The sequence below is a fragment of the Litorivivens lipolytica genome (assembly GCF_014191715.1).
Lineage (GTDB): Bacteria > Pseudomonadota > Gammaproteobacteria > Pseudomonadales > Spongiibacteraceae > Litorivivens > Litorivivens lipolytica.
In genome coordinates this window covers 62,871-80,053 of record NZ_JACHWY010000002.1, presented here as the reverse complement: position 1 = coordinate 80,053, position 17,183 = coordinate 62,871, and the positions used below count along the sequence as shown (strand labels likewise).

Below are 17,183 nucleotides of genomic sequence, written 5' to 3'. Positions count from 1 at the left end.
TCGCTCCCTCTCTAACGCGCCTCAGGAAAGGTGGTGATCAGCGGCACGAAAATTTCGTGTCCAGCGTCGGTAGGTAAAACTGAAGCCCGGGAACATGGCAATCACATGCCCGCTTTTGCTTTGGTACCAGCTGTTGCAGCCGCCAGACTTCCAGACCGTGCGTTCCATTTCGCTGTGAATATGCTGGGTATAGCGCGACTCCGCATCGGCTTTCACCTCAATGGTTCGACAATCACCGGATCGCACTCGCTCAATGCAGTTCATGATGTAATTCATCTGAGATTCAATAATAAACAGCGCCGAGGTATGACCGATGCCGGTGTTAGGGCCGGTAACAATAAACAGGTTGGGGAAGTCTGGCACGGTAGTGCCGAGATAGGCACGCGGATACGTTTGCCATTTATCACGCAGGGCAACGCCACCACGACCATGCACCGGATAGGAAATCAAACCATCCGTCGCGTCAAAACCGGTGGAATACACGATCAAGTCCAGCGGTATTTCCTGCCCCTGCGTGGTCACAATACCCTGCTCGGTGATTCGAGCAATCCCGTCATTTTTATCGTGCAGCTGCGTCGACGCTTTGGTAAGTGCAGGATATAAGGTGTCAGACAGAATGATGCGCTTGCAACCGATGGTGTAATCGGGTGTCAGTTTGGCCCGCAGCGTATCGTCGAGCACCTGACGCTTGAGAAGTTTCATAGCGCGACTGCGGGCCACCAGATTCAGAAAAGTCTTGGAATATTTGAAACCCAGTACTCGACCCTCCAGCGCCCAGTAAATCACCTTGCGCAGCAGCTGATAACAGCCGCGTTTTTGCAGCAGCTTTCTCTGCCAGGGTTTAAAGACATAGTCCGGCCGGGGAATCACCCAGTGCGGCGTACGCTGGAACACATGCAGCTCGGACACCTCGTCGGCAATGGCAGGAATTACCTGGGCCGCACTGGCTCCACTGCCGATTACCGCAACGCGTTTACCGCGATGATCGTAGTCGGTATCCCAATCGTTGGTGTGAAAACTGGCGCCCTGAAAGGTTTCCCGACCGGGAAACTCCGGAATGACCGGCGTACTAAGCGGCCCGGTGGCATTAATCAGAAAACGGCAGTCAAGTTGTTCGCCGCTGTCACGAGCCAGCTGCCAGCGCTCACTTTCTTCACACCAGCTCGCTTGACCAACCGCCCAGTTCAGGCGGGTTTTGGCTGCCAGCTGATACTTGTCGATAACGGCCTGGGTGTAGTTGCGCAGCTCATCGCCCTCGGCAAAAAGCTGGCGCCAGTCGTAGGGCTCATCGGCCAGTGAATACAGGGCAGACTGCACGTCCACCGCCGCCCCCGGATAGCGGTTCTGAAACCAGGTACCGCCCATAAAATGACGACGTTCGAGAATGACAAAGTCGTCGATACCGCGTTTGAGCAGATTGATGGCGGCGCAAAGCCCGCCAAAGCCGCTGCCTATAATTGCCACCTCGACGGAAGCAGAGGGGTTCGTCATGGTAATGCTCGCAGTTGATTATGATTATGGTCGTGTTAACACCGAATACATGCGAGCAACACATTACGACTGACAAAGCGCGGGGTCAAATCTAGGGGGAGTCTTGGCGAGATTGAGAGTTCAGCCGTCGGGGAAAAGTGATTCCAGCACTGAGGCCTCGCGGCCGCTCAAGCCGCCGGAGTAGTTGGAGTCCAGCGATCCGCCGCGCAGCAGGATAACTTCAACCCGACGGTTACGCGCCCGCCCCTCAACCGTATCGTTACTGTCGATCGGCCGCGTCGAGCCGTGGCCGGCCACCTGAAAGCGTGCGGGATCAATGTTGCCCTCGGCAACAATCTGTTCCAGCACTGTCACCGCGCGAGCCGATGAAAGCTCCCAGTTAGAGCGAAAGCGGCTAGTGCTGATAGGAACGGGGTCAGTGTGGCCGGCCACGGCAATACGCCCGCCTATTTCATTGGTCAGCTTGGCGATCTTCTTGATCACCGGGTTGAAATCATTACTGAGCTCGGCGCTGCCAGACGGGAACGAGCCAGTCTCGCGGATGCGGATGGTAATCACGCGTTCACCATCGTGATCGACTTCCACCATGCCCTGAGCGATCTCTACGGCGAGATACCGTCGCACCTTTTCCAGATCTTCGGAAAGCTCCTTTTCGACCTCTTCTTCACCGTCGGGGGTTACTTTCCGCAGCTCATCCAGCGCCTGCTGCCGCACCTCATCCTGTTCGGTAGGAACGGGCATGCCCGGAGAAAAATCCCGGGTTATAAAACTACTGCCAATAGGCGGGTTAAAGGCCGGGACGTCGCGCTGCACGCCAAACGCATCTTTCATAGAGCCCGAGAGCTCCTTGAACTTCTGCTTATCCATCTCGGAAAATGAAAACAGCAGAACGAAGAAAGCCAACAGCAGCGACATCAAGTCGGCGAAGGTCATTACCCACGCCGGTGCGCCAGGCGCTTCCTTCTTCTGAGGGGCTTCTTCCATTATGCCGCTTCCGCTTCAGGTTGGCCTGCTTCTTTTTCACCAGTGTCGCGCTGACCTTCCGGCAGGTAGGTCGACAACAGGGATTCGAGTACACGGGGGTTCAAGCCTTCCTGAATGCCGTAGACCGCCTCCAGAATCAGGTGTCTGTTGCGGCGTTCTTCAGCGGTGCGGAAGGCCAGCTTCTCCGCCATGGGAACTGCCACGGCGTTAGCCAGAATAGCGCCGTACAAGGTCGTCAATAGTGCAATCGCCATGGCCGGGCCGATCGCCTTCGGGTCGGACATATTCGACATCATCTGAACCAGCCCCACCAGTGTGCCGATCATCCCCATGGCGGGAGCCGATTCACCAAAGCCCCGGAATATGGCTTCACCCATTTCCTGGCGCTCGATATTGAGGTTAATTTCCTTGCTGAGCAGCCGCTTAACAAAGTCTGCGTCATGGCCATCAATCGCCATCTGCACGCCTTTTTCAAGGAACTGATTGCCGATCTCTACAGACTCCAGCCCCAGCAGGCCTTCCTTGCGCGCCACGCTAGACAGTTCAATACACTCAGAGATCAGGGCCTCAGAGCTGACCGGCTTGTGCACAAAGGCACGCGAAGCCACCTTAAAGGCGCCCAGCGTCTGCTCCAGCGGGAATTTAATCAGGTTCGCAAAAATAGTCCCGCCGATAACGATCATGATACTGGGAACGTCAATAAAGCCGCTGGCACTACCACCAAAGACTATCGCACCGACGATGACGCCAAGCGATCCCAAGATTCCCAGTAATGTCGCTAAATCCACAGTTGTACTCCCCGCTCATATACCCTGCCACTGTTCAATTGAACAGCTTTCTTTACTATGCCGAGCACTTAGGACATCGACACATTTCAGGGTTTCTTGAGTAAGTACAAGCCTCTACTGACAGCGAGAAATTTTCTATACGAGATTGCCACAGTTGCGCGCTAAGAATTGATCTAACGATATCGACGGAAACGCAAAATACTTTAGCGAAAACAGTCACTTTGCGTTACACTGCTCAGCCTGCGCGCCCGTAGCTCAGCTGGATAGAGTAGGTGGCTTCGAACCACTTGGTCGGGAGTTCGAATCTCTCCGGGCGCGCCATTTTTTAGATTCACGCCCTCCCACAGAGCTCGCTTATCACGAAGACAGCCGAGGCAATTGCCCCGGCCGATTACCTCCTTATTCATCCTGCGGTGGCGGCAACACCACCTCATCGTTCAGCAATACTGCCGTGTCGTAATTGCTCTCCTCGCTGGTAGCGAGAATCACATCAAACTCCGCGCGACAGGTCTCCCCCGCCGCCAGACAGGTTCTTACGCTGGAGTGATCCTCAGCGACGGTGTGGCGCTCGAAGAAAGACGGATTGCGAGCTTCAGCCATATCACCCGAGCCGGGCGTAAACTGTTCACCCCGTGTTTCCTGCCTTACGGTCAGGCCGCCGTCAAAACGGTAGGGCTCTGGCTCCGCGCCGTCATCCGAGGCGGATGCCAGCCCCGGTAGAGGCGATTCAGGGGCTTCGCTATCACCAAAAGGGCCAGCGTCCGATGACGGCTGCGGCACGGTATTGGCATCGCCAGGGCTATCGCCCATCCCTGCCGACATTGCGCCACCCTGCAAGGCACCGCTAATGGCATTCAAGCCTCCACCGTCCGGAGATGATACGCCGAGCGCTGGCTGAGCACTTGCATGAGTCGCCATTAGCAGCGGCAGCGCGGCGCACATCGCCAATGCCCGCATCCAATTGCTCTTTTGTTCCATAGAGTTCCTCCCATCATTTTCATCAAGGTTTGAGCTGTGGACTGCACCTAAGCGCAGCATGTTCAGTGCGCTGGTACTATTCCAGTTAACGCGCTGCATTGCCTGAAGAAATGTGGGCACTTTTTAGTCCGCCAACAGCAACAGTGGGAGAACGGCGACGCTCTATTGGCTCTCGCTGTGGGTAATTTAATACAGCGACACACTAGGCCTATAAACCACCGCCACGTACAATATTTTTCTTGCTGAAAATAAGTGAATGTTTCATGTCACCCTGCCACTGCAACAGCGCCCAGCCATTTGCTGAATGCTGCGAACCCTATGTCACGGGAAAACAGAAAGCGCCGTCACCGGAAGCACTGATGCGATCTCGATACAGTGCGTTTGTGCTGGGCAAGGTCGACTATCTGTTACAAACCAGCGCCCCTGAAAACCACGCGCCCAACGAGCGAGAGCTGCTTAAACAAAGCTGTGCCAATACCCACTGGCTTGCGTTAAAGGTCATTGAAGCAAAAGAAAACACCGTCGAATTTTCGGCATTTTATGAGGTGAAAGATGAAGTTGAGCAGTTACACGAACGCTCAAGCTTTGAGCTGCGCGGCGATCAATGGATATATGTCAGCGGCGTATTTTTGCCACCGCTGACCTTTGGCCGCAATGATCCTTGCTGGTGCAGCAGTGGCAAAAAATATAAAAAGTGTCACAGCGGTTAATGCCGCTTAAAACATCAGCTCACGCACCTGATCAAAACGCTCGGCAAAGAAGGCCGTTACACCTTTTTTCACGTAGTCGGGCAACTCGTCAAAATCACGGCGGTTATCTTCCGGCAAAATCACTTTTTTGATACCGATCCGTTTTGCCGCGATGACTTTCTCGCGAATCCCTCCCACCGGCAAGACCTGTCCGGTTAAGGTTAACTCGCCGGTCATCGCGAAACCGGTTTTGGGCGCCTTGTTCAAAGCCAGCGACAGCAAAGCGCTCGCCATGGTGACGCCGGCACTGGGCCCGTCTTTGGGAGTAGCGCCTTCCGGCACATGGAGATGGACTGTCGCCTCGTCAAAATACTTCGGATCACCGCCAAAGGCTTCCAGGTTCGACATAACATAGCTGTAGGCAATATCCGCCGACTCTTTCATAACATCACCCAGCTGTCCCGACAGTTTGAAGGTGCGATTGAGGCCATGAATGCGGGAGCACTCAACACCCAGCGTTGCACCGCCCATGGCGGTCCAGGCCAGACCGTTTACCACACCCACGCCCTGCTGGGGCTTTTCCTTTTTAAAGACGGGCTTGCCGAGAAAATCTTCAACATCGTCCACGCCGAGCTTCAGGATCAAATCATCATCTTCAAGCAATTTCACCGCGGCTTTACGAACAATGCGACCGAGCTGCTTTTCCAGATTTCTCACACCCGCCTCACGGGCATAGCCATCGATTACATGGCGCAGGGCTGCCGCGTTGATACTCAGACGCTTCTTGGCAATACCACTGCGCTCCAGCAAGCGCGGCCATAAATGCTTGCGAGCAATGGCCAGTTTTTCTTCCGCCAGATAGCCCGCCAGCCGAATGGTTTCCATACGATCGAGCAAGGGGCCGGGAATGGTATCGAGCTGGTTGGCCGTGCACACAAACAGCACCTTGGACAAGTCCAGCCGCATATCCAGATAGTGATCGAGCAACTCGACGTTTTGCTCGGGATCAAGCACTTCCAGCAGCGCTGAGGCCGGGTCACCCTGATAGGACGCGCCAACCTTGTCGATCTCATCGAGCATTATCACCGGGTTGGCAGTTTCTACATCCTTGAGCGCCTGCACCAGCTTGCCGGGCATGGCGCCGATGTAGGTTCGGCGATGGCCCTTAATCTCAGCCTCGTCGCGCATACCACCCAGACTAAAGCGATAGAACTTGCGCCCCAAGGCATCGGCTATGGAGCGGCCAATAGAGGTTTTGCCTACACCCGGCGGCCCCACCAGCAGAATGATAGAGCCGGCGACGGTGCCTTTGAATTTACCCACCGCCAGAAACTCGACAATGCGCTCTTTGACGTCCTCCAGGCCCTGATGGTGTTCGTTGAGCACCTTGCGCGCACGCTTAAGGTCCAGCTGATCTTCGGAGAATACGCCCCAGGGCAGTGACGTCGCCCACTCCAGATAATTCCGCGTCACCCCGTACTCGGGTGAGCCAGTCTCCAGCACCTGCAGCTTGTGCAATTCGTCGTCAATCTTTTTGCGCGCAGCGTCGGGTAGGGTCTTACCCTTGAGACGCTCCTGAAACTCTTCGGCGTCTGCGGTGTGATCGTCCTTGGAAATCCCCAGCTCTTTTTGAATAACTTTCAGCTGTTCTTTCAGGAAAAATTCGCGTTGATTAGCGCTGATTTTTTCATTCACCTGCTCGCTGATTTTACCCTGCAGCTCGGCGACCTCGCGTTCATGCTTGAGTAGCAGCAGAACTTTTTCCATACGCCGCAGCAGCGGCAGGGTATCAATAATATCCTGCAGCTCGTCGCCTTTAGCACTGCTGGTAATAGCCGCCGCGAAATCTACCAGCAAGGAGGGTTCATTGGGGCTAAAGCGCGATAGATATTGCTTCAACTCCTCGCTGTAGAGCGGGTTGATCGCCAGCAACTCTTTGATCGCGCGGATAATCGCCATCGCATAGGCTTTTACCTCGTCGCTGTCGCGCTCGCCGATATTGTCCGGATAATCCACCTCAACCGCGTAGGGCGGCTTGCGACTAATCCAGCGTCGGATCCGAAAACGCTTCAGGCCCTGCACCACGATCTGCGCGGTATCACCTTCCTGATGGGCGTGATGTACTCGAACGGCGGTGCCAATACTCGGCGCAGCCTCGGTATCCAGACTGGCCGGGGTATCATCACCACAGTAGAGCAGCCCCATCACGTGATTCTGCTTGTTGCCCACCTTCTCTAGAGTTTCCTGCCAGAGCTTCATTTCCAGCAAGATCGGTTGCACCTGCGCCGGGAAGAACGGGCGCTTCGGCACGGGGAGTAGGTACAGAACCGAGGGCAGCACGGAATCCGGTATGACCAGACTGTGCTCGCCATCAATCATTTCCCCATTCAGTACATTGTCATTGTTTGCGTTATCACTCATGAGCCAACCTAGTTCACGGGGGTATAAAGGACTATATGGGGCCTAACTCTCCGACCTCAAGTCTAGATATTCATTCAAATTGACCGGCAAAGTTCTGCTGCGACCGCAATAGAAACTTTTTGTATAACAACTGCTCCAGACCGCCGCAATTCCAGCTTTACAGACATATCACTTGTAAAACGCCGACCATCCGGTATAACAAACTATGCCGAGGTACTAGACCCCCTGTTTCTTATGGTTAAGGAAAACCAATGAGCACGAAAAGCGGATTTTCACTAATAGAACTGATCGTAGTCGTAGCCATCATCGGCATACTCGCGAGTATTGCCTACCCCAGCTACGTGGAGCATGTGGCAAAGGCTAAACGCGCCGACGCGATTGCCGTCTTGCTGGAGGGCGCCCAGGCACTGGAACGCCACTACTCCGTCAACGGATCATACCTTGACACCAACAACAATCTCGCTGCCGTATATCCAACGGCAGTGAATGCGGGCAGCGTCACGCTGTATACCATTGCGGCAACAGCCTCAACCGCCAACAGTTTTACTCTGCGAGCGACCCGCTCCGGCAGCATGGCTGGTGACAAATGTGGGAATTTTGAGTTGAGTTCTGCCGGCGGTAAGAGCCTGAATGGCGCTGCAAGCGGCGTCACGATAGCCGACTGTTGGCGCCACTAATCAAGGCTAGCGCGCTGAGCCTTCACCCTGCAGCGCGTTCTTCACATCCGGCAGGTGGCGACGGCTGATCTTGGGCTTTTCCGCCAAGCCTTCGATGAGAGCGCATTGGGCGGTACCGACACGGACAATGCCCCGCAAGCGAGAGCGCGCCACAAGGGTGTTTCTATGAATACGGATAAAGTAATCGGGCCAATCCTGCTCCAGCTGCGACAAGCTTTCGCGCAATAAGCCCTCTCCGCCCGCATGCACCGCAACGACATATTTCTGTTCGGCACGCAGACAGAGAACCTCAGTCAAACTCAGTTTTTCAGAACCTTGTGCGGTCGTGAGCAATAGGCCCGGCGAGCTGGCAGCCGCAATATCATCCAACAGCGTCGAACTGAAACGCTGGGCGCGCTCCAGCGCCTTGTGCAGCTTGGCTTTTTCTACGGGTTTCAGCAGATAATCCACCGCCGCCGCCTCAAAGGCAGCCAGAGCGTATTCATCATAGGCGGTACAGAATACGACGGCTGGTGGCGCCTTCCATTCCGCCAGCTTTCGCGCGGCGGTCAGGCCATCCATCCCCGGCATCTGAATATCCATCAGCACCAGGTCCGGCTTCTGTAATTCAGCCTGTGCAATCGCCTGCTCACCGTTTTCCGCTTCAGCGACAATACTTACGTCGGTCAAATCCTGCAGCAGTCGCCGCAAACGTTGGCGAGCCGGTTTTTCATCATCAACAATAAGCACTTTCATAACGTGCACTACCGCGGAAGAACGCTTGCCGGGAAACGCATTTCAACACGAAATTTTGCGTCTCGTTCTTCCAAAGTCAAACTACCGCGATCCCCAAAAACGCTCTGCAGCCTGTGGTGAAGATTATCGCACGCCAGATGGTTGCCAATAGGTCGCTCCCGCCCGTACGCCAAAGGATTTTCAACGGACAGCGTAAAATCATCGCCGGCCCGAACCGCCTGGATATGAATCGTGCCACCATCGCTCAAGTGTTGAACCCCATGCACAATCGCATTTTCCAGCAAGGGCTGCAGACTCAGGCTCAGCACCTCCTGACTATCGTCAAGCGCATCGACCTGCCAGTCGACGCGCAATCGATTCCCCAGCCTGATCGACTCAATACGTAAGTAGCGCTCGCACAACTCACGCTCGCGACCCCAGGTACTCATAACGCGGCTATCTTGAAGATTTGCGCGAAACAGCGCCGACAGATCCTCAACCGCGCGCTCGGCCTGATCAGGGTTCTCGGCAATCAGACTGGCAATCGTATTGAGGCTATTAAATAAAAAATGGGGCTGGATACGTGATTGCAGGGCCTGAATACGAGCCTGCATTTCGCTCTGCTCTCGACGGCGCAACTGCCAACTTAAAAATAGATAACGTAAACCAATGCCCGCAATCACTGCACCGACAAACAGCGTTACCCATAGAGACTCGCCCGGCATACCTTCTGAGCGAAACGCCGTAGTTGCCAGCAACCATTGGGCGCCCAAGGCATATAGCAGCAGTACAGTCAGCACCAAGCCGTAGCTGAGCGATGCCGACCAGACCAGCGGCAGACGCGCTAGACGGTGTCGCAATGCGCACAGCACCACAGACGAAGAAAGGAAGACCAAGAGGCAGAACAGGGAAACCAGCGAGAAGTGCTGCCAGTCGACAGGAAACAAGCCCCGCTGCAGGCCGGTTATCACCAGTGCCAGCAATTCGGCAAGAATCACCAGCACCAGCAGGGCTTGGGCATTGCACAAATCCGGTAGAAAAAACGCATCATCAGATGCGTTCTCCTGCTCAGACTGCCTTACTTGCACTGACACGACCGATAAACTCTCACCGTAAGCTCGTGTCAGGCAGTATAGCAGCCTTTATCAACGTCTCCGTGTTACTTGTAATACCAATAGGTGCGCTTGCGCCCTGGATCCAGATTCAATGTCGGAGTACTCGGGTCAAACGCTGAAGGCCCTTCACCACCGATAATAAAGGGTACCGTCTCGTCTCCGATCGTAACCAAACCCGCGATGGGTGAAGGCGGCATACCACCCCCCACAAATACATTTATGGTCTTTTCGCCTGTTAAAAAGTTTACTTTATAACCGCGAGCAACACCGAGATTAGCAGTACAGGAATCCTCGGGCACCGCATCAGGCTGATTGGTGGCGAAGAATACGCTGCCCGCCACCACGACCGGCGCATTGATACCCTTTTCTCCCGGATTCCCGAAACTGAAATAGTAACCGTCGAAGAGGTCACCATTCCCGTCAAAATCGACCAGCGTAACTTCGGTACCGCTCGAATCTTTATACGTCCCTGTCGATGAATCATAGGTACAGGCAACCGGAGAGTTCGTAGCATCTAGACAGCGGCCATCCGTGCGATTAAATAGGTCGCTTTCTGTGAGTACTGTGCGCGCCTGTTCATTCGCTACCGTACGACTAGGATCACCGTTATAGGACACAGTATCCTTGATCATATAAAAGCGGTTGGTGACGTTGTAGGCAATACCCGCCGTATTGACGTCATCAGGGCTAGGATACAACGGGTGCTCACGATCCCCGGAAACCGCGACCACCGCATCAAAGTTGTTGGTAGGCACAACATCCGGTGGAAACAGAAATTTACGTGCATCGTTTCCAGAACCGCTGATATCAGCAATTTTCATTACTTGAAAATCTGACGGCGACGGCGTTGTACTATAGCCATTCGGTTCGAGATCGACTCGCCATATACCGCCTCCAACATCTGCCGCGTACAAGCGGTCAGCGACTCCATCAAAATTTCTATCCACTACGGTCACATCCGCAGCGAAGGACTTGTCAAAATCCGTAGTAAAGTCGCTGTTATCAAAGCAATTGCTGCTGGTAGCACCGGCTACACCAGTACAATCTGCGAGTGCGGCCCACACGAGACTGCCATCTGTCGCATCCAGGATAATAATTCCGCGGCCTTCATCCGTTGTTACTGTCACAGGATTACCATTGCTATCTTCGCACTGGCCAGCCGGCTCACAGTCTTCAACATCAGCGTCGTAACCCGCAGCAAATATCAACACAGGATTAGCATGCCCTTTGATCTCCACAACTTTTGGGTGCGACCAGGTTTGTGCCAGTTCCGGAATCTGGGTTTTGTTAACTTTCCAAAGTATCTTCGGTGGAAGTTTCGGGTCAGTAACATCCAGCGCATAGAGAATCGGACCACCCCGTCGCGCGGTCAAATAGATATATGACTTTCCAGCCGTTGCGCCTGTTGTTCGCTTATCCTGAAGAATCGCCGTTATCCCATCAAAGAAGTAATCACGCGGTTCGGCTTCATCATCCACTACCCCCGTGTAGTTAATTTTCGGATCATCATTGAACAGACGCGGTAACTTGGTAAAAAATTCCGGTGCAATAAAGGCCCAGAGCTCCCCGCCCGGAGGTACAACGCGACCGCCATCGAGTGTAATAGAGCGCGTTTGGTTGCCATTTACCGCACGATATAAGCCATCGTTTGCACCGTAGAAGACGATGACGTCGGTCTCACCCTCAGGGTTGTCATTATTGATATCACCAAAGTTGATAACCGCAGGGCGTGAGTGCAGAACATCCCCGTGAACCGAGGGCCGAATAGAGATGGAACAGGCAGTGGTCCCATCGGGATAATTGCGCGACCCATCATTATTCAGGGGACAGGGTCCTTCCAAGGCTTCATTGCCCGCAATATCTTCCCCTCGCACCCAATCGATCAAGTTACTGCCGGTAAGCAGCGTCTCACCCCGACAGGTAACATCGTGGCTGCCCAGAGCAACACTGTTTAATTCAATGGAATAGGAGTTTGCTGTAAGTATCGTTTTGGCTTCCGTAACAAAGGAGCCACCCGTCATTTGGCTAAGTCCAACACCGGACCCACTATTAACTGTTTCACTCGTGGAAATGGCACATGAGCTCAACGTGATTTGCTCGCCGGTACTGAAACCATGGCTATTCTGGGTCACTACCGCGGTAGTCGAATAGCGATACACGGTAACTTCGAGAGGATTCCCACCATTATTTGCACCTGCAGTCATGGAAGGCATCTTCACCTTGATGTATTTGAGTCCGGCGTTTGTACCGGTTTCCAGAACCTCACAGGTGGCAGCATCGGACGACACGTTATTGCAATCGGTTTGCGAGAGGAAAGTAGCGTCCGTTGGAATAATATCGACATGATCTGCCGCAACTTTATTCTGTCCTGTACCAGACTCAGCACGTACGTCCTCCAACGTACCGGCTACGGTCTCATAGAAATAACAGTAAATAGACGTCGACCCTTTAACTTTCTCAGACTGACATGAATAGGTGACGTTCATCTTTGCGCTCGAGCCCGCCCGAATACTCGCTGAGCCCGCCCCACTTGATGAGAGCGCAAACAGCGTATCCGCATTACTTGCTAAGGTAGTATTCGAGGTCGAAAACTCTGGCAAATCCGACCCTATCGGACAGCTGGTCTCGCTATTGCAGGTATAGATCTTACGTGCATCTTGGCTGGTCAAGTATTGAATTCTTGTGACCTGACCAGCGCCGCCTTTTTCGACCAGATCGCCATCAGGCATATCATAAGTGCCGCCACTTCCGCTGCGACTGTTAACCCAGAACCCAAAGCCTTCATCCGCTGCAGTGGGCCAATCCGGAGAGTTAGACGGTGTATTTGTTGTCCAGAAACTCGATGCCGTCTCCTTTATCGTACCGGTGTTAATATTGGTCGCCGACGTAACCGGTCCAGCACTCGGATCTTGGGTTGCATCGGTAAGCACAATCGTACCACTGGCATCAAAACCTAGCTGGTACTGTTTGAGGTTACCAAGCCAGCGAGGACCCGCCGCCCCATCTGGACGAAACATCGCGATATAGATCTGATTGAGGAAGGTGCCCTGTGTATTGGCACTAACCGGCAAGGTTGCCGAAGAGAAAACGCTGTTTACGGCCTGGACTTCGTTAAATATCTGGATAAAAACTTCCTTCAACTTACCGGGGTCGTCGTACTCTACTTGATAAGCATCGCCGCCGCCCATACTGGCCATTTTCCCATAAAAGAAAATTTCCTCGTCAATCTTGCTGGCGAGATTTGGGTCGGGGTCATACACGGCGATGGTATAGGTAGCAATATTGCGATCAGCTTGAGCGCTATCGCTGACGTTCACTCGCTTCATAAAACGAGTCCACTCATCCGCCCAATAACCACCATTAACACTGTCTGAGTTGGTAAGGTTGGTGACCGGTATCGGCGTCATGAAATCGACATAATCGTCCGAACCTTCAGCGTAACCAAAGGCGTTCTTCAACTGTGCACTCAGCACATCTTCCGGGCTACCCGTACCGTCTTTTACCGATGCGGTTTCCTTTGTCGCATTGCCAAGGTAGACAACTACAGCATCACGACACTCCGTAGACACCGTGGTGACCGTGGAGTAATCCGTTCCGGAACAGGAGGTGCTAAGACCATTCAGTGCAGCCCATGTTTCCGCGACCATGTCACCAGTTTGAGACTGGTTGGCCAGGATGCTGGCACTTGTACTGTCTTGAAACGACTTAACCGTAGTCACAAAAGCATCGATCGCACTGGACTCCGTAACGTCGCCGGTATCGGGGTCAGTCAAGCCATCATGCATCAACTTTGGTGGAAGAACGAGGTAACCACAGTCGTCGCCACCTTTTGTTATCCCGTTGGGGTAATTGCTTTCAATACCATTCTTGTTGAAGACCATCAGCCCAATCTTGACCTTACCCAGCAGGTCGGGAAGATTCTTCAGCTCGAGCACCGTATTAACAAGTGCACACTGCTCCATCCCCGCAACGGTGTTGCCCATACTGGGAGCGCCACTGCCATCACTATAAGTGCATCCATGTACAACATTGGCATTCGCATTTGCAGAGGTGTGCCACGCAACAAGCACTGTTGGTTCGTTACCGCCCGCAGGGTTGTTACCAGTAAAAAGATCAATATCTTCCGCGGAAACCCATCCACTGAAAGCGACCAGAACCCATATCCATTTCTTCATTGTCTATTCTCCGCCAGTGTTATGGGCAACTGGTGCCAACCACGGCCAGCATGTAAACACCTTGATGCATTTCGATCCCCGCCCCTGTATTGGCGTTATTTACCGTAGATGCAACATCCCAATTCATACGCGAACACCAGGAGTTACCCGATGTGACACCGCCGCTACCCCCAAAAATACCTGTGGTCGCCAGCGAACCACTGCCAAGGCACTGCGCTTCACTAGGATTACTTACATCCAATTCCGGAATTGTAATAATTGTCGAACGCGTGCAATTCGGAGGCGCGACAGAAGCTATAAGATCATCCGTTCCGTCGCCGTCAAAGTCTGTTCCTATCTCTTCTGCATTTATCGGCAAAGGCAATGTGAAGTTGGCAGGGTTGCTAATGTACGCTTCCATACCGTTTCTGGCCGCGAGCTTAGCCTCCATCCGATACTGCTGATTACCCGCTATTCGAAAATTGATATTGCTGGACGACACCAGGCTGGTCACGATAATCATAAAGATACCGACCATAACTAAGACGATTACCAGTATCGCGCCCTGTTGCTGATTGCGGGATATCATGACTCGCGCACCCCCGACACATTTTGTATAAGCACTACCGACCGAAATACCCGCCTTTTGAAGGCATCATTGAACGGGCCAACTCGCGCTGCTTCACCGAGATCATAGGTTTTATCGTCATTCCAGCCCGGGAAGCTTGTTACGCTGCGCACCAGAACTGAAACCGCAACCGATACAACATTGGAAAAGTTTTCAGTGTCACTCGCGGAACCTGCTGCAGGGCAACCGACCGTAGTCAAATTATCCACCCGAGGGTCAGGAACGTAGCAGTCGGGAGCTCCGTTGTTGTCTAAATCGATACCGTACTCAAAATGTATATCTTGTATTCCCTCGACTAATGAACTGATCTCGAATTCGCCATCTACATATTCCGCCACTTTGAGTGTAGGGATATTGTCACTGGGATCGCATTCGTCGCAATTGGATACAAAAAAGGAACTGACGCGATAGGGCCAAACCTGGGCGGTATTACAGTCATCGTCATTCAACGTAAAGTTGGCTTTGACTGTGCCAAAGCGGAAGGCATCGGCATCAGTATCACAGGATGAAATCTGCAGATAGGGATCACCATCGACCGCAGACGCTTGCGCTACAGAATTGGCATTTACCCGCCGGACCACCAGAACTTCGCCATTAGTAACAATGTTCGCATCGGTTGTTGAAAAACAGGAAGGCGTTGCTGCTGATGCCGAATAGCCAAATCCTTCAACCGCCGTGGGCAATTCCGGAGCGAGGGTATCACCGTCAGAATCCAGCAGACTGATACCTAAATTGGCCAGCGTCGTACCATCTTCACACGGATCTGGAGATGTCCTATCGACACTGGCATTAAAGTAGGGACCGAAATAACCGGCCAGGGAGATTTCATCTGTGAGAATCTGAATAGCATAGCGGCCATTTTCTGATAATTCTGAGCTTCTGTTCAGCTCGGTTCGCGTCGCACTGACTGAGGCCATCAAGCTGATTATCCCCACCAGCATGAAAGCACCCAAGGTCAATGCGATCATGATTTCCAGAAGCGTCAGACCGCGTTGTTTAGCAACAAGCTTGTGTTTACTCATGATAGGTTCGCCAGTCTGATAAGTATGCTTACAGCGCGGCGTTTAGGCTCAGCACCGTATTGCCCCTGCCCACAATCACTAGTGGGTGTAACGGTTTCACTAAGCCCCTGCCAGGCGACCGTCACGCGGTATAATCTGTTGGCGGCATCAACCTGCTCAATACATCCTCTGGCCCCAATCATACTGCCGAGGTTTATAGTGTCGTCATCGGCATCCTTCTCAGATGCACCCAACAAGGCGTTGTGCCAGGCCAACATATCCGCATCCGCACGATTTTGCTGATCACTGCCACCGCAATCCTGCACATCGGTAGCGAATGTAACGCCGGTTCCCAAAGTTTCACCGTTCGCACCATTGCTATAACAAGTCACGACCTGCCGATTTACATTGATGCGGTCCACCATATCCTGAACGAGGGTCAAGGCCTGCAACCGCTGATAGGACTCAGCTTCCTGCTGCACCGTCCTCACCACCAAGCCTGCAGCCCCCATCAATGCAACCAAAGACACCAACAAGGCGATCAGCAATTCGATCATGCCTATGCCAAGCTGCTCTTTCCGCATATTCATCAGCAACTCCCAGACTTAGACGAAGGTTTGCCCGTGGCCGACATCTCAATGCAATAGCTAGGCGCACCGGAACCCGAAGGCGGTTCGATCTCGATTTCCACATCCGAGCCATTACGTCGACCATCACCACCATAGCTCAGAGGAGTAGATGCCGGATCTCCGGTCAGCGTGATGCCCTCGTAGCCATCCTGCACCCGCAATGTTGTGCCGCCGCTGGCGGTTGTCCAACCATCTGTCCAACCGCCCGCAGCAGGCGTAATAGTGACCGTTGCATTTCTCTTAACAGCTTCACTGCGTGCAAAATTTAACGTGGCAACCAAATCATTCGCAGCGCTTCGCACACGTTGGGTCGCAATCATGTTCTGAAAGGATGGAACCGCCAGCGAGGCCACAATCGCCACCACTGCCAGCGTAATCAGTATCTCCAACAGGGTGTAACCACCCTGCTTACGATTTAGCGCCAGCATCGCGTGCCACCGTGCTGAGTTGATTTTGCGCCAGTGTTATTTATCCGCAGCCAACCGCAGTCGGTGTCGTCCGAAGCCTGCGCACCCGTGGGCGTTGCGGTGACCTGATAGGTTGCCGCCGCACCTACAGTCGTTACCGTATAATTAGCTGAGACTTCTGGCGGCACTGAGGCCCCCAGTGTCGCCATATCCGCCGCGTAACTTCGATTGTCGAGCAAATACCGCTCCTGCATGTTCGCAACTTCCAGCAAATAACTGGCCGCAGCAGTGCGATTGGCGCGCACGGTGCTGTCGCGATAACTGCCCATAGCGATGGTCGCGATAATGGCGATCATCGCGACGACCACCATCACTTCAATTAATGTGAAACCTTTTTCCGTGCGCAAACCGTGCATAGTCTTCAGCCAAAGAAATTTGTCATTGGGCAGTATGGAAGCGAGAAATGCGAGGGTCACCGACTATGCGACGAACGGTCGTTTTTTCTGA

At 53.4% G+C, this 17,183-nt stretch carries 15 protein-coding genes and 1 tRNA gene; 3 read left to right on the top strand and 13 right to left on the bottom strand.

Annotation, left to right across the window (positions count from 1 at the left end; genetic code table 11):
• Positions 1 to 21 precede the first annotated feature (21 nt).
• From FHR99_RS08855 to pomA, 3 genes are all read right to left on the bottom strand, one after another.
• Complete coding sequence (locus tag FHR99_RS08855; RefSeq protein ID WP_183410298.1) at positions 22 to 1,491, bottom strand: flavin-containing monooxygenase; 1,470 nt, start codon at positions 1,489 to 1,491, stop codon at positions 22 to 24.
• Between the two features lie 120 nt (positions 1,492 to 1,611).
• Positions 1,612 to 2,475: a flagellar motor protein MotB gene (locus tag FHR99_RS08850; protein ID WP_183410297.1), complete on the bottom strand. Its 864-nt coding sequence runs from the start codon at positions 2,473 to 2,475 to the stop codon at positions 1,612 to 1,614.
• A complete protein-coding gene (gene pomA, locus FHR99_RS08845; protein WP_183410296.1) occupies positions 2,475 to 3,263 on the bottom strand; it encodes a flagellar motor protein PomA in 789 nt (262 codons plus the stop codon). Before pomA ends, FHR99_RS08850 begins: the two co-directional genes overlap by 1 nt.
• Before the next feature lie 244 nt (positions 3,264 to 3,507).
• On the opposite strand from pomA, the gene FHR99_RS08840 reads away from it, so the two are divergent.
• Positions 3,508 to 3,584, top strand: a tRNA-Arg gene (locus tag FHR99_RS08840).
• Between the two features lie 78 nt (positions 3,585 to 3,662).
• Here the strand turns inward: FHR99_RS08840 and FHR99_RS08835 are convergent.
• Positions 3,663 to 4,241, bottom strand: a complete 579-nt coding sequence (locus FHR99_RS08835) for a hypothetical protein (RefSeq protein ID WP_183410295.1) — start codon at positions 4,239 to 4,241, stop codon at positions 3,663 to 3,665.
• A gap of 263 nt (positions 4,242 to 4,504) precedes the next feature.
• Between FHR99_RS08835 and FHR99_RS08830 the strand changes: the two genes are divergently transcribed.
• Positions 4,505 to 4,951: a YchJ family protein gene (locus FHR99_RS08830; protein ID WP_183410294.1), complete on the top strand. Its 447-nt coding sequence runs from the start codon at positions 4,505 to 4,507 to the stop codon at positions 4,949 to 4,951.
• 6 nt (positions 4,952 to 4,957) lie between these two features.
• On the opposite strand, the gene lon is transcribed toward FHR99_RS08830, so the two are convergent.
• Entirely contained in the window at positions 4,958 to 7,351 is a 2,394-nt protein-coding gene (gene lon / locus FHR99_RS08825) for an endopeptidase La (protein ID WP_183410293.1), read from the bottom strand.
• A gap of 251 nt (positions 7,352 to 7,602) precedes the next feature.
• Here lon and FHR99_RS08820 point away from each other — a divergent pair, with 251 nt between their 5' ends.
• Complete coding sequence (locus tag FHR99_RS08820; protein WP_183410292.1) at positions 7,603 to 8,028, top strand: type IV pilin protein; 426 nt, start codon at positions 7,603 to 7,605, stop codon at positions 8,026 to 8,028.
• Between the two features lie 6 nt (positions 8,029 to 8,034).
• Here the strand turns inward: FHR99_RS08820 and FHR99_RS08815 are convergent, their stop codons facing one another.
• From FHR99_RS08815 to FHR99_RS08780, 8 genes are all read right to left on the bottom strand, one after another.
• Positions 8,035 to 8,763, bottom strand: coding sequence for a LytR/AlgR family response regulator transcription factor (locus tag FHR99_RS08815; protein ID WP_183410291.1), 729 nt, complete (start codon positions 8,761 to 8,763; stop codon positions 8,035 to 8,037).
• Between the two features lie 8 nt (positions 8,764 to 8,771).
• The gene (locus FHR99_RS08810; protein WP_343067489.1) at positions 8,772 to 9,836 is read right to left on the bottom strand and encodes a sensor histidine kinase; all 1,065 of its coding nucleotides are present in this window, start codon (positions 9,834 to 9,836) and stop codon (positions 8,772 to 8,774) included.
• Between the two features lie 65 nt (positions 9,837 to 9,901).
• Entirely contained in the window at positions 9,902 to 14,032 is a 4,131-nt protein-coding gene (locus FHR99_RS08805) for a pilus assembly protein (RefSeq protein ID WP_183410290.1), read from the bottom strand.
• 19 nt (positions 14,033 to 14,051) lie between these two features.
• Positions 14,052 to 14,600, bottom strand: coding sequence for a pilus assembly PilX N-terminal domain-containing protein (locus tag FHR99_RS08800; RefSeq protein ID WP_183410289.1), 549 nt, complete (start codon positions 14,598 to 14,600; stop codon positions 14,052 to 14,054).
• The gene (locus FHR99_RS08795) at positions 14,597 to 15,661 is read right to left on the bottom strand and encodes a PilW family protein (protein WP_183410288.1); all 1,065 of its coding nucleotides are present in this window, start codon (positions 15,659 to 15,661) and stop codon (positions 14,597 to 14,599) included. Before FHR99_RS08795 ends, FHR99_RS08800 begins: the two co-directional genes overlap by 4 nt.
• Complete coding sequence (gene pilV, locus FHR99_RS08790; protein WP_246386686.1) at positions 15,658 to 16,230, bottom strand: type IV pilus modification protein PilV; 573 nt, start codon at positions 16,228 to 16,230, stop codon at positions 15,658 to 15,660. Before pilV ends, FHR99_RS08795 begins: the two co-directional genes overlap by 4 nt.
• The gene (locus FHR99_RS08785; RefSeq protein WP_183410287.1) at positions 16,230 to 16,697 is read right to left on the bottom strand and encodes a GspH/FimT family pseudopilin; all 468 of its coding nucleotides are present in this window, start codon (positions 16,695 to 16,697) and stop codon (positions 16,230 to 16,232) included. Before FHR99_RS08785 ends, pilV begins: the two co-directional genes overlap by 1 nt.
• On the bottom strand, positions 16,685 to 17,152 hold the full coding sequence (locus FHR99_RS08780; RefSeq protein ID WP_343067488.1) for a type IV pilin protein: 468 nt from the start codon (positions 17,150 to 17,152) through the stop codon (positions 16,685 to 16,687). Before FHR99_RS08780 ends, FHR99_RS08785 begins: the two co-directional genes overlap by 13 nt.
• Positions 17,153 to 17,183: the final 31 nt, after the last annotated feature.

Coding starts and splice junctions, on each gene's coding strand:
- FHR99_RS08855 (WP_183410298.1), bottom strand. CDS start 1,491: ATGACGAACCCCTCTGCTTCCGTCGAGGTGGCAATTATAGGCAGCGGC.
- FHR99_RS08850 (WP_183410297.1), bottom strand. CDS start 2,475: ATGGAAGAAGCCCCTCAGAAGAAGGAAGCGCCTGGCGCACCGGCGTGG.
- FHR99_RS08835 (WP_183410295.1), bottom strand. CDS start 4,241: ATGGAACAAAAGAGCAATTGGATGCGGGCATTGGCGATGTGCGCCGCG.
- FHR99_RS08830 (WP_183410294.1), top strand. CDS start 4,505: ATGTCACCCTGCCACTGCAACAGCGCCCAGCCATTTGCTGAATGCTGC.
- lon (WP_183410293.1), bottom strand. CDS start 7,351: ATGAGTGATAACGCAAACAATGACAATGTACTGAATGGGGAAATGATT.
- FHR99_RS08820 (WP_183410292.1), top strand. CDS start 7,603: ATGAGCACGAAAAGCGGATTTTCACTAATAGAACTGATCGTAGTCGTA.
- FHR99_RS08815 (WP_183410291.1), bottom strand. CDS start 8,763: ATGAAAGTGCTTATTGTTGATGATGAAAAACCGGCTCGCCAACGTTTG.
- FHR99_RS08805 (WP_183410290.1), bottom strand. CDS start 14,032: ATGAAGAAATGGATATGGGTTCTGGTCGCTTTCAGTGGATGGGTTTCC.
- FHR99_RS08800 (WP_183410289.1), bottom strand. CDS start 14,600: ATGATATCCCGCAATCAGCAACAGGGCGCGATACTGGTAATCGTCTTA.
- FHR99_RS08795 (WP_183410288.1), bottom strand. CDS start 15,661: ATGAGTAAACACAAGCTTGTTGCTAAACAACGCGGTCTGACGCTTCTG.
- pilV (WP_246386686.1), bottom strand. CDS start 16,230: ATGAATATGCGGAAAGAGCAGCTTGGCATAGGCATGATCGAATTGCTG.
- FHR99_RS08785 (WP_183410287.1), bottom strand. CDS start 16,697: ATGCTGGCGCTAAATCGTAAGCAGGGTGGTTACACCCTGTTGGAGATA.